At 35.8% G+C, this 15,609-nt stretch carries 1 protein-coding gene; it reads left to right on the top strand.

Annotated elements, in window-relative coordinates; translation table 11 throughout:
* Positions 1 to 31: 31 nt before the first annotated feature.
* Positions 32 to 15,604 (top strand): amino acid adenylation domain-containing protein, encoded by a 15,573-nt coding sequence (locus ACKI44_RS02115; RefSeq protein WP_407421092.1) that lies wholly within the window; start codon positions 32 to 34, stop codon positions 15,602 to 15,604.
* Positions 15,605 to 15,609 lie beyond the last annotated feature (5 nt).

Genomic DNA, 15,609 nt, shown 5'->3' with positions numbered 1-15,609 from the left:
AATATATAATTATATTAACGATAGTGATATTATGATTGATAAGAATAAGAATTTTGAAAATCACTTTTTAAACCAGATTATGGATTTTGATGAGGCAACATTACTTAGCCCAAATCTTGGTGGCAGTGAAACTCCAAAATTAGCTAAATGCGAATTTGAATTAAAATTTGATGAATTAAATGATTTCTGCAGTGAAAATCAGATATCAAAAGATATTCTCTTTTTAGCATGTGTCAACATTGCATTGAATAAGTTTAATTTCTCAGATAAAAACTTAATATTTCATGAAAACAACATCCCTTTCGCATGCGTTTTTGAAAATAGGGATATTTCAATTAAAGATTATTTCACTAAAATTAAGGAAATTTACGATGATAATTTAAAATATGCCAACTGTCCTGTTGAGGGAATAATCAGGGATTATGGATTAAAGCCTGAATTTTTTTATTCATTTAACAAGGATTTGGATGCCGATTCCTTAAAATTCAAATATTCAACATATATGGACATTTCACAAAGTGATGAAGGATTCATTTTGTCCATGTACTATAACGATCAATTATATTCACAATCATACATCAGTCTATTTTTGGAAAGTATTCAAACAATCATAAATCATTTCGTTAATGAAGATATCACTAAATTAACATTATCAGACATATCACTTGTAGAGGAATATGTAAATCTCCAGTTCGACGAGGTTGAACTTCCGTTTTTACATAAACGATTTGAAAAGGTAGTTAATGAAAAACCGGACGATATAGCTCTTATTGCAAGTGACGCTACATTAACTTATACAGAACTCAACGAAAAAGCAAACCGTATTGCAAATGCACTTATTAAAAAAGGAGTCAGTCCTAAAAGCAATATTTTGGGAATGCTTCATAGGACAAGTGATTTAATTGCATCAATGCTGGGTATTTTTAAGGCAGGATGTGCATTTGTTCCTATTGATTTGGAATATCCGAAAGAAAGGATTAACTATATTTTTGAAAACAGTCAGGCAGACTACATCATTTCAGACAAGAGTGAAGGAAATACCTTAGACATTAAGGAACTGCTCGAAGAAGAAGATGTTAATAATCCTGACGTTGAAATGTCTCCTGAAGACTTGGTTTATATGATTTATACTTCAGGATCTACAGGAAACCCTAAAGGGGTAATGATTTCACATAAAAACATATGTAATGAAATTAACAATCCTAAAACGGGTTATAACAGTATATTGTGTATTACAACAATATCCTTTGATGTAGCTATGGAGGATATTTTAACCTCTTTAGGTAATGGAATCAAGTTAATATTTGCAGATGACAGCCAGATTAAGGACATTCCTAAATTAATTCAGTTAATCAATGAAAATAAACCTGAAGTAATGGATTTAACTCCATCAAGACTTGCTTCATATCTCGATGTCAGTGCATTCTGTGATGCCATTTCCTGCGTGAAATGTATGTTTTTGGGAGGAGAAGCATTCTCCACTAAAGTTTATGAAACCTTTATAAAATACTCCGATGCTGTTGTCTATAACAGTTACGGCCCTACAGAAACAACAATCACTTCAAACAACAAGGTTGTTACAGACATCAACGATATAACTGTAGGTTATCCTTTACACAATTATATAACTGACGTAAGGGATATTGACGGAAAACTCTTGCCTTTCGGTGTAATGGGTGAATTATACATCGGTGGTGTCGGTGTAGGTAAAGGATACTACAACATGCCGGAAAAAACCGAAGAGGTCTTCCTTTCCATTAATGACATTCCATTTTACAGAAGCGGGGACTATGCAATCTCAAGAGAAGACGGTGAAATTGAGATTAAGGGAAGAATCGATAACCAGATTAAGTTAAGAGGTTTAAGGATAGAAATTGGTGAAATCGAATCAAACATCAGCAAATATCCGTCAATAAAACAGGCTGCTGTTGTTATTAAGGAAATCAACAATAACGATCATTTATGTGCTTATTATACTGCAGAGGATAAAATCGATAAAAATGACTTAAAAGAATTCTTAAAGGACAGATTAACTAAATATATGGTTCCGACCGCATTCATGCAGCTTGAAGAGATGCCAAAAACTCCAAACGGAAAAACCGATTTGAAAGCATTGCCTCAACCTAAACTTGACTTGGAAAATGAGGCTGCAGAAACAGATCTTGAGCAAAAGCTATTCGATATCGCTTCAGACTTATCAAATACTGATGAATTCGGTGTAACTGACGATTTATATGCAATCGGATTTACTTCCCTTCTTTTAATGAAATTCAATGCAATAATCTATGAGGACTTTGGAGTTAACCTCGACATTGTCGAACTTTTAAATAATCCTACAATCAGAAACATTGCAACCAGCATTGGAAACACTGGAGAGTCCGAACTTGATTTAAACGCTCTAATAGAATCTTCAAAAGATATTGAGTATTATCCATTAACTTCCAATCAGCTGGGTGTTTATTATGAATGCGCTCAAAACCCTGATGAAGCACAGTACAACCTTCCGGCACTCATAAGATTTGACAAGGATATTGATGCTTTAAAATTAAAAGAAGCTATTGTCAAAACAATCAATACATATCCTTATCTTAAAACTAGAATTGTTACTTATGACGGTCAGCTGATGCTTAAACGTGATGATTCAATTGAAATAGATGAAATTCCAATCGTTGAAGTAGACCAAATAACTACAGAAGAAATCGAAAAGGAAAATGTGGAAAGGTTTGAACTTCAGGAAAACCAGCTGTTCAGAGCTAAAATATATAATACCTCAACTGAAACAGTCCTATTCTTTGATATGCATCATATTATCACTGACGGTGAATCTCTGGATAGCTTATTCAATAACATCGCTCTTGCCTATGAAGGCAAGGAAATTGAAAAAGAGGCAATTGACGGTTATGTTAATGTCATGATTGAAAAATTGGATGAAGGCAGTGAAGAATTCATAGCTTCCGAGAAATATTTCCATGACAAATTAACCCAGGAAGTCGATTCAACCATATTGACTCCAAATCTAAATGGAAGCGTTGAAGAAGGTAAATTAAAATCATTATACAGAGACATTAACGTCGATATAATTAAAGAATTCTGCTCAGAGATGAGAATTTCTCCTAACGTGCTTTTCATGGCAGGTACCATTTTAACATTGAACAAATACACTTTCTCAGATAAGACATTAATAACAACAATCTTCAACGGCAGACTGAATCCTAATTACTTCAATACTCAGGCATTTTTAGTCAAAACTCTTCCTATACTTTCAATTAACGAGGACAGAAATATTACTGTAAGGCAATTGTTAACTCAAATGGATGAAATCTGGAAGGATTCAATTAAACACAGCAAATATCCATACACTAAACTTGCTGAAGAGTTCCAGTTAAAACCTGAATTCATGTATACATATAACAATTTAGATTCAGAAAAAATCCAAATTAACGAAAAGACATATGAAGTTACATATCTTGAATCACTTGAAACCAACTATAAAATCACTTTGGACATTAATGAAAGTGAAGACAACCTGCAGCTATTCATTTCATATAATGATCAGCTGTACAGTGAAGACTACATCAAGACTTTCCTCAATTCCATTTTAAACACATTAGCTCAATTCATGGAAAATGACATTGAAAAATTATTGATTAACGAAATCGAATTGAACAGAGATTATGAAATTCCTGTTTTCACTCCTGTCGAAAATCCGTTCATCCACAAACGCTTTGAAAGACACGCTCTTGAAAATGCAGGTGATACGGCTATTGTAGCATGTGACGATACATTGACATACGCTGAATTCAACGAAAAAGCAAACCGTATTGCAAATGCACTTATCAAGAAAGGAGTAACTCCTGGAAACAATGTTTTGGTAATGCTTCCGAGGACAACTGATTTGATTGCATCAATCATGGGTATTTTAAAGGCAGGTTGCGCATTCATTCCTATTGATTTGGAATATCCAAAAGAACGTATAGATTATATCTATGAAAACAGTCAGGCGGATTATATCATTTCCAATACTGATGACGACAACTCATTAAACATCAGCGATTTGCTTAAGGAAGAAGATACCACGAATCCTGACGTTGACATGTCAAAAGAGGATACTGCATACATGATTTACACTTCAGGATCTACAGGAAATCCTAAGGGTGTAATGATTTCACACGAAAACATATGTAACCAGGTTCAAAACCCTAAATCAACATATGAAAGCCTTTTATGTCTTGCAACAATTTCATTTGACGTATCCATAGACGACATATTGACTTCACTTTCAAACGGATTGAAACTTATACTGGCAAGCGATACCCAAATCAAAAACATTCCGGAATTAATCAAATTAATCAATGATGAAAAGCCTGAAGTTTCTGAAGTAACTCCTTCAAGACTTGCGTCATACCTGGAAGTGGACGAGTTCTGCCGTGCAATCGACTGTTTGAAATGTGTATTCATGGGAGGAGAGCAATTCTCCACAAAAGTCTTTGAAACATTCAGAAAATACTCAGATGCAGTTGTCTATAACAGTTACGGTCCGACAGAAACCACAATCACTTCAAACAACAAGGAAGTCACTGACGTTAATGACATAACCGTAGGTCTTCCTTTATACAATTACGTTACTGATGTAAGGGATATTGACGGAAAACTCTTGCCTTTAGGCGTAATGGGTGAACTGTACATCGGTGGTGTCGGTGTAGGTAAAGGTTACTACAACATGCCTGAAAAAACCGAAGAGGTATTCCTTGAAATTAACGACATTCCATATTACAGAAGCGGAGACTATGCTATTGCAAGAAGCAATGGTGAAATAGACATTAAAGGAAGAATCGATAACCAGATTAAGCTTAGAGGTTTAAGGATAGAAATCGGTGAGATTGAATCAAACATTACCAAATATCCTTCAATCAAGCAGGCTGTCGTTGTAATTAAGGAAATCAACAACAACGACCATTTATGTGCCTATTATGTGGCTGATGAGAAAATCGAAACAGCAAGCCTCAAAGAATTCCTGAAAGACAAGTTAACCAAGTATATGGTTCCAACAGCCTATATGCAGCTTGACGAGATGCCGCAGACTCCAAACGGAAAAACCGATTTAAAGGCTCTTCCTGAACCTGAATTGGATTTGGATTACGTTAAACCTGAAAATGAAACCGAGCAAAAACTCTTTGATATTGCAGCAGAACTCATTAACACCGACAAATTCGGTACAACAGATGACTTGTATGCAATCGGGTTCACTTCACTCATACTGATGAAATTCAACTCACTCATTTATGAGGAAATGCAGGTTAACTTAGACATTTCAGTATTATTCAATGATCCTACAATCAAAAAGCTTGCAAATGAAGTTGCAGGAACTTCCGATGATGGCTCCGATTTATCTGAAGTAATTGAAATAGCTAAAGGAATGGATTATTTACCTTTAACCGAAAACCAATTGGGTGTGTACTATGAATGTATACAAAGCCCTGGTGAAATTAAATACACTACACCAACAACCATAAGGTTTGACAGTAGTGTTGATGCTGATAAATTGAAGGAATCTACTATCAAAGCTATTGAAGCTCATCCATACCTCAAAACAAGAATCATCATGGACAGCGAAGGTGAAATAAAACAGAAAAGAAATGATGATGCTCCAATCGATGAAATCGAAATTGTTGAGGTTTCAGCAATCAGTGATGATGAAATCCTAGAAAATGATGTTAAGGCATTTTCCTTTGGTGATGAACAGTTGTTCAGATTCAAAATCTATAAAACACCTGAAGAAACAGTGCTATTCTTTGATATCCACCACATAATTACAGACGGTGTATCTCAAATCAATTTGTTTGATGATATTGCAAGCATTTATGAAAACAGGGAAATTTCAGAAGAGATTGTTGACGGATATACATACAGCCTTTTAGAAAGCTATCTTGTGGATTTCGACAAATATAAAGAAGCTAAAAAATTCTTTGACGATAAACTCTCACAGGAAATTGAATCAACTGTACTCACGCCTAACTTGAACGGTAATCCGGACGAAGGTAAACTGAAATCAGTCACTGAAATAATTGACCCAAAAGACATCAAGGAATTCTGTAATGAAAATTCCTTAAGTCAAAATGCAGTCTTCCTCTCAGGTCTTGCATTAAGTCTTAATAAATACACATTCTCAGATAAGACATTAATAACTACAATCTTTAACGGAAGATCAAACCCGTATTATTTCAATACTCAAGGATTTTTAGTAAAAACAATCCCATTAGTGTTCAATAATGAAAACAGGCAAGTCTCCATTAAGGAATTCATTAATTATGTTGATGAAACATGGAAAGATACAATGAACAACAGTATCTATCCATACACTAAAATTGCACAGGAATATCAGTTGAAACCTGAATTCTTCTTCACTTATCAGGAATTTTTAGAATCAGAAGACATTGTAATCGACGGCAAGGCATATGAAGAAAAAGAATTGATCAATGAGGATTTGGTAGCTACAGATTATAAAATCAACTTTGACATATTTGTTTTCGATAATAGCATCGAACTCAATATTGAGTACAATGATGAATTATACACTGAAGAATACATTAAACAGTTCATTGATTCATTTAAACTTGTTTTAAATCAGTTCATGGAAAATGACATCAGGCACTTGATGATTTGTGACGTTGAGCTTGAAACCACAAAAGAATTGCCTACATTCACTCCTGTAGAAACTCCGTTCATCCACAAGCGTTTCGAAGCGCAGGTTAGTGAAAACCCTCAAAACATTGCTCTTGTTGCAACTGATGTGACACTCACCAATGATGAGCTTAACAAAAAGGCCAACCGTATAGCAAATGCTCTTATCAAGAAAGGAGTGCAGGCCAAAAGCAATGTGCTGGCAATGCTTCCAAGGGACAGTAATTTAATAGCCACAATCATAGGTATTTTAAAGGCAGGTTGTACTTTCATCCCGATTGACTTGGAATATCCTAAAGAACGTATTGACTACATTTACAGAAACAGTCAGGCAGATTATATCATAACCGTTGACGGAAAGGCAGATAATGCCTTAAATATCCATGAATTGCTCGAGGAAGAGAATACAACTAATCCTGACGTTGACATCACTCCTGATGATTTGGCTTACATGATTTACACTTCAGGATCAACCGGAAACCCTAAAGGTGTAATGATAGGTCATAAAAACGCATGTAACCAGGCTGAAGGAAACCCTAAATGCGAATACGACAATCTCTTAAGTATTGCAACAATTGCATTTGATACATCCTTGGAAGATATCTTGACAGGTATTACAAACGGAATTAAAATAATCTTTGCTAACGATTCAGAAATCAAAAACATTGTGGATTTAATCGCACTCATTAAGGAGCACAAACCTGAAGTTATGGAATTCACTCCTTCAAGATTACTTTCATATCTTGAAATTGACGAGTTCTGTGATGTAATAGGCTGTGCAAAATGTATTGTCATGGGTGGGGAACAGTTCTCAGCAAAAGCATTCGACGGTGTTAAAAAATACACTGATGCTCACGTATATAACAGTTACGGACCTACTGAAGCTACAATCGCTTCAAACTATAAGGAAATCACAGATCCAAATAACATTACTATCGGTAAGGCTCTTAAAAACTACGTGACTGAAGTAAGGGATATTGACGGAAAACTCCTGCCTCAAGGCGTAATGGGTGAACTGTACATCGGTGGTGTCGGTGTAGGTAAAGGTTATTACAACATGCCTGAAAAAACCGAAGAGGTATATCTCTCCATTAATGACATTCCATACTACAAGAGTGGGGATTATGCAATAGAGCTTCCTGACGGTGACATTGACATTAAAGGAAGAATCGATAACCAGATTAAGCTTAGGGGATTGAGAATCGAAATCGGTGAGATTGAATCAAGCATCAACAAATATCCTAATGTTAAACATGCAGTTGTTGTAATTAAGGAAATCAACAACAACGACCATTTATGTGCTTATTTCACTGCTGAAGAGGAAATCGATAAGGATTCACTAAAAGAATTCCTCAAAGAAAGATTAACCTACTACATGGTTCCGACCGTATTCATGCAATTGGATGAAATTCCACAATTGCCTAATGGTAAGACAGATATAAAACGTTTGCCTGAACCTAAACTTGAACTTGAAAACGTAAAACCTGAAAATGAAACCGAACAAAAGCTCTTCGATATCGTTTCAGGACTTATTGAAAACGACGGATTCGGAACAACCGATGATTTATATGCCATAGGTTACACTTCCCTGACGTTAATGAAGTTAAACACATTGATTTATAAGGAAATGGACGTTAATTTGGATATTTCAGTACTCTTCAACAGCCCAACAATCAAAAAGCTTGCAGAAGAGATTTTAAATAACAGCGATCAAAAATCAGAGCTTAACGAACTCATTGAGATGTCTGAAACTATAGAATACTTCCCATTGACCGAAAATCAGTTAGGTATCTATTATGAATGTATGCAAAGTCCGGGCGAAGTCAAATATACAATGCCGTCTGTCGCAAGGTTTGGAAGTGATATTGATGCTCAAAAGTTAAAAGAAGCTATTATAAAGACTGTTGAAGCACACCCATACATCAAAACAAGAATCATAACAACTGACGACGGTTCACTAAAACAGTTCAGAGATGACGCAGCTGAAATCGATGAAATCGAAATTGTTGACATTCCAGCCATCAGTGACGATGAAATCGCCGCAAATGACGTAAAGGCATTTTCATTCGGTGATGAACAGCTGTTCAGATTCAAAATCTATAAGACTCCTGAAGAGACTGTCATGTTTTCAGATTTCCACCACATAATTACCGACGGTGAATCACAGGGTCTTTTATTTGAAGATATTGCAAAAGCATATGAAAATGAAGCTATTGAAGAAGAAACCGTTAACGGATATGTATTCAGCCTTATTGAAAGCGATTTGGAAAACAGTGAGAAATACGAAGCAGCCAAGAAATTCTTCGATGACAAACTCTCACAGGAAATCGAATCCACAGTTCTAACTCCAAACCTTAATGGAAACCCTGAAGACGGTAAAGTCGAATTAATCAGTGACTCATTTGACTCATCAGACATTAATGAATTCTGTAAGGTTAATTCAGTCAGTCCTAATTCACTATTCATGTCCGCATTCATCCTGACATTAAATAAATACACATTCAGCGATGAAACGTTAATTACAACAATATTCAATGGAAGAACTGATCCTAATTACTACAACACTCAGGGATTCTTGGTAAAAACACTTCCTTTAGTATTGAAAAGCGAAAACAGGCAGGAAAGCATTAGGAATTTCATCAAAGATGTGGACCAAATGTGGATTGACACAATAAACAACAGCATTTATCCATATACAAAGATTTCAGAAGAATATCAGCTTAAACCTGAAGTCTTCTATTCATTCCAGGAAGGTGACGATTCAGAAAGCGTTGTCATAAACGATAAGGAATATGAATCCTATGAACTGAATGCAAGTGTAGCTACTGAATATAAAATAGATTTATCAGTATTCAAAAAAGATTCCAGTGTCGATTTGGACATGCTGTATAATAATGAGCTTTATTCAAAGGATTATGTCGAATTGTTCATGAATTCATTCAAGGTCACATTGAATCAAATCATTGAAAGCGACATTGACGAATTCAGAATCTGTGACGTTGAGCTGGAAACCACAAAAGGATTGCCTACATTCTCTCCTGTTGAAAATCCATTCATCCACAAGAGATTTGAAAAGCATGTTGAGGAAAATCCTGAAGGCATTGCTCTTGTTACAAGCTCAGATTCACTGACTTTCGATGAGCTTAACAGAAAGGCAAACCGCATAGCCAACGGACTTATCAAAAGAGGAGTAAGACCAAAAAGCAATGTTCTGATAATGCTTCCAAGGACAAGCGATTTGATTGCTACAATTTTAGGTATTTTAAAAGCGGGATGTGCATTGATTCCTGTTGATATGGAATATCCTAAAGAAAGAATCGATTACATCTATGAAAACAGTCAGGCAGATTACATTATTGCCAGTGAAACTACAGGAAATTCACTTAACGTTAAAGAATTGCTTGAAGAGGAAAATGACGCAAATCCTGACGTTGCAATTACCAAAGACAATCTGTCCTACATGATTTACACTTCAGGTTCTACAGGAAATCCTAAAGGTGTAATGATTTCCCATGAAAACGCATGTAACCAGGTTGAAGGAAACCCTAAATGTGAATATGACAATCTATTAAGTATTGCAACAATTGCATTCGACACATCACTGGAAGATATCTTAACAGGTCTTACAAACGGTATTAAGATAATCTTTGCAAATGATTCGGAGATTAAAAACATTGTGGACCTGATTGAATTGATTAGAGAGTATCAGCCACAGGTAATGGAATTCACTCCTTCAAGGTTACTGTCCTATCTGGAAGTTGATGACTTCTGTGATGTAATAAAATGTGCCAAATGTATCGTTATGGGTGGAGAACAGTTCTCATCCAAAGCGTTCAATAGCGTGAAACGTTATGCTGACGCTGTTGTTTATAACAGTTACGGACCGACCGAAGCAACAATCGCATCAAACTATAAGGCAATCACCGATCCGGAAAACATCACTGTCGGTAAGGCACTTAAAAACTATGTAACAGAAGTAAGGGATATTGACGGAAAACTTCTCCCTCAAGGTGTAATGGGTGAGTTGTACATCGGTGGTGTCGGTGTAGGTAAAGGATACTACAACATGGAGGAAAAGACTCAGGAGGTTTATCTAACCATTAATGACATTCCTTATTACAGAAGTGGGGATTATGCAATAGAGCTTCCTGATGGTGAAATAGACATTAAGGGAAGAATAGATAACCAGATTAAGCTTAGAGGTTTAAGAATAGAAATTGGTGAAATTGAATCAAACATTTCCAGATTCCCTGCAATTACACGTAACATTGTCGTTATCAAGGAAATCAACGGTACAGAACACTTATGTGCATACTTTACTGCCGATTCAGAAATTGACATCAGGCTATTGAAGAGGTATCTGAACAGTAAATTAACTAAATACATGGTTCCTACAGTATTCATACAGATTGATGAAATGCCTCAAACTCCAAATGGAAAAACTGATTTAAAAGCTCTTCCAGAGCCTTCATTGAATTTAAATCATGTTGAAGCAGAAACCGAAACTGAAAAGTTAATATTCAAAATAGTCTCCTCATTGACTGATGTTGAAGACTTCGGAGTAACTGACGATTTATATGCATTAGGTTTCACCTCTTTGACTTTAATGAAATTGAATTCTATGATTTACAATGAAACCGATGTCAATATTGAAATTACTGATTTGTTCAACAGTCCAACTGTACAAAGCCTTGCAGATAAGATTGACAACAACATTGACACTAATGTCGATTTGGATGAAATTACAAAGACAGCTGAAAGCATGGAATACTTCCCATTGACTACCAATCAGTTAGGTATTTACTATGAATGTGCTCAAAGTGATGAAATAAAATACACTATGCCTTCCGCAATAAGGTTTGACAGCAGCATTGATCCTGAAAAACTTAGGGCAGCCATTATTGAAACTATTGAAGCACACCCATATCTCAAAACAAGAATTATCACTACTCCTGAAGGAGAATTAAGACAGAAAAGATGTGATGATGCAGAAATTGATGAAATAGAAATAGTTGAAATCGATTCAATCACTGATAGGGAAATAATGGACAGGGACATTAAATACATTCCATTGGATGACAATCAGCTCTTCAGATTCAAAATATATAAAACTCCAACGGAAACGGTTCTTTTCCTTGATTTCCACCATATCATTACAGACGGTGTTTCACAGGACCTTCTCTTTGAAGACATAATAAACGCATATGAAGGAAACGAATTGAATTCAGAAATCGTTGACGGATTTGTTTACAGTCTTATCGAGCAGGAACTCAGTGACAATGAAGTCTCAAAAGCTTACTATCAAAATAAGTTTGCACAAGGTTTCGAATCCACAGTACTGACTCCAAACCTCAATGGAAATCCTGATGACGCTAAAATCAAACTCATTGAAGATACGATGGACTCAACATTCGTAAGACTCTTCTGTAAAGACCATTCAATAAGTCCAAACGTATTATTCATGTCTGCAACATTTCTGGCACTCAACAAGTTCACCTTCTCTGACAAGGCATTGATAACAACCATTTTCAACGGAAGATCAAACTCAAATTACTTTGACACTCAGGGAATGCTTGTTAAAACCCTTCCTCTCATGGTAAGTGGTGAAAACAGGGCAATGATGGTTGAAGATTTCATTAAAGTTGTAGATAAAAGCTGGAAAGAATCTTTAGTCCACAGCAATTACTCATACACTACACTTTCCGAGGAATATCAGTTGAAACCTGAATTCTTCTACGCATATCACGGAGCATTCGAAGCGGACAATGTTGAACTTGAAGGCAAGACTTATGAAATGATTGACCTTGACGGTACCGTTGCAACAGACTATAAGATAAATATGGATGTCTTCGATGACGGCGAGTCAATAAGCCTTTACATTGAATATAATGACCAAATCTATTCCGAAGATTATGTCACTAAATTCCTCAATGCAGTCAAGCATATTCTCTTCCAGTTCTTCATTAACGACATGGACAAATTGAGAATCAGCGACATTGAACTTGCATCCAAATTCGAAATGGTTGAATTTGAAGAGGTCGTTAATCCGTTCCTCCACAAACGTTTCGAAGCACAGGTCGATAAAAAGCCTGATGAAATCGCACTTGTTGCAGAAGAGGAATTGACTTATAAAGAACTTAACGAAAAGGCAAATCGTATTGCAAATGCACTTATCAAGAAAGGTGTTAATCCGAAAAGCAATATTTTGATAATGCTTCCTCGTAACAGTGACCTGATTGCTTCAATAATCGGTGTATTAAAAGCAGGTTGTGCATTCATACCACTCGATTTAAAGTTCCCTAAAGAAAGAATTGAATACATCTATGAAAACAGTCAGGCAGATTATATAATCAATGTAGATGGCAGCACTATCAATTCCATTTCCATCAATGAATTGCTTGGTGAGACTGATATCACAAATCCTGATGTTGAAATTTCTAAAGATGACCTTTCATACATGATTTACACTTCAGGTTCTACTGGAAATCCTAAAGGTGTAATGATTTCCCATGAAAATGCATGTAACCAGGTTGAAGGAAATCCAAAGGCAGAATACAATAACTTATTAAGTATTGCAACAATCGCATTCGATACATCTCTTGAAGATATTTTAACAGGTATTACAAACGGTATTAAGATAATATTTGCTAATGATGATGAAATAAAAAGCATTGTCGAGTTAATAAGACTTATTAAACGTGAAGAGCCTGAGGTAATGGAATTCACCCCATCAAGATTACTCTCATATCTTGAATTTGAAGAGTTCTGTGATGTAATCGGATGCGCAAAATGTATTGTCATGGGTGGAGAGCAGTTCTCAGCAAAAGCCTTTGACGGTGTTAAAAAATACTGTGATGCTCATGTATACAACAGTTACGGACCTACTGAAGCAACAATCGCTTCAAACTATAAGGAAATAACTGATCCTGAAAACATTACTATCGGTAAGGCTTTAAGAAATTATATAACTGAAGTAAGGGATATTGACGGAAAACTCCTCCCACAGGGCGTAATGGGTGAACTGTACATTGGTGGTGTCGGTGTCGGTAAAGGATATTACAACATGGATGACAAAACCAAGGAAGTTTACCTTACAATTGACGACATTCCGTACTACAAGAGTGGGGATTATGCAATAGAGCTTCCTGATGGTGACATTGACATCAAGGGAAGAATAGATAACCAGATTAAGCTAAGAGGTTTAAGAATTGAAATCGGTGAAATAGAATCCAACATTTCCAATTTCCCTAACATAAAACAGAACGTTGTTGTAATTAAGGAAATTCGTAACAATGAGCATTTATGTGCATACTTCACTGCAGAAGAGGAAATCAACAAGGATGAACTTAAAGAGTACTTGTCACAAAGACTTACTCAATATATGGTTCCTACAGTCTTTATGCAGATAGATGAGATGCCGCAGACTCCAAACGGAAAAACTGATTTGAAAGCACTTCCTGAACCTAAACTCGAGTTCAATTACGTCGCTCCTGAAACCAAACTGGAACAGGCAATCTGTGCTATATACTCATCAATATTGGATGTTGAAATTGTCGGTGCAGAAGACAACTTCTTTGAAATAGGTGGTACCTCACTTATCGCATCAAAACTTATCATTGAGCTTTTAAAACAGGATTATGATGTAAAATATGATGACATATTCAAAAATCAGACTCCAAGAAAATTGGCCAATTTCCTTTCAGGTGACGGCATTTCAGATGATTTGGATGTTGACATCATTGAAAACTATGATTACAGCAAAATCAACAGTCTTCTTGAAAAGAATACCTTTGAAAACTTTGCCATGGGTGAAAATAACGATGTAGGTAATGTATTACTGACTGGTGTTACCGGATTTTTAGGAATTCACATACTGTATGAATACATCAAGAATGAAACCGGAACGCTTTACTGTATGCTTAGAAAAGGAAGCTTTGACTCATGTGAAGAACGTCTAGCTGATTTGATGAATTATTACTTCGATGATGACTTCACTGACCTTATAGGATCACGCATTATCCTTTCAGAGGGTGACATTACAAACATCGATGACTTCAAGAAGTTGGAAGACTATCCAATTGATACATTAATCAACAGTGCAGCTATCGTAAAACATTACACTCACGATGATTACATCTTCAGGGTTAATGTTGACGGTGTTGTTAACGGACTTGAATTTGCAGAGGCAAATAACATCAAATACGTTCAGATATCAACAACAAGTGTCATTGACGAGTATCTTGAAGATACTGACATTGATGATGTCGTATGTGATGAAAGAACACTGTATTGGGGACAGGATTTATCCAATAAATACCTCAACAGTAAGTTCCTCGCAGAAAGAATGGTACTTGAAAAGGCTGTAAACGGTTTGGATGTAAAGATTATCAGGGTAGGTAACCTTATGGCACGTTACTCAGACGGTTTCTTCCAGAAAAACTTTGATACCAATGCATTTCTTAACAACATCAGGGCCATTAAAAACTTGAAGGCAATAAATCCAAGTTTGGCCGGAGAAATTGTTGAAATAAGTCCTATCGATTACGTTGCAAAAGCAACACTTCTCCTGTCAACGGCACCAAAAGAATCAACGATTTTCCACTGTGAAAACGAGAAACTGATTCCTACTCAGGACATCATTGATGCATTGAACACATTCGGATTTGGCATTAGAAACGTTTCTTCAGAGGAATTCAAGGAAATCTATGAGCAGAACATGGATGAAAACATTCAGGGTATAATCACTGCCGATTTGACATTGGATGATTTGGACTTTGAAGAAGATGGTGATGACGGCAACATTGTAAAAATGGATCAGACATTGGATATTCTTGATTCATTTGGATTTGAATGGCCGGTTATAGATGAAAATTATCTTAAACAATTTATTGAACATTTAAATGAGGTAAATTATTTTGATTAAGGGGT

Source organism: Methanobrevibacter sp., assembly GCF_045646205.1.
In the GTDB taxonomy this organism is placed as follows: Archaea; Methanobacteriota; Methanobacteria; order Methanobacteriales; family Methanobacteriaceae; genus Methanocatella.
The sequence above is the reverse complement of the archived record's forward strand: the minus strand, read 5'-3'. Positions and strand labels throughout refer to the sequence as shown.

Excerpts from the sequence above, each read along its gene's own strand:
- ACKI44_RS02115 (WP_407421092.1), top strand. The coding sequence starts at position 32 with ATGATTGATAAGAATAAGAATTTTGAAAATCACTTTTTAAACCAGATT.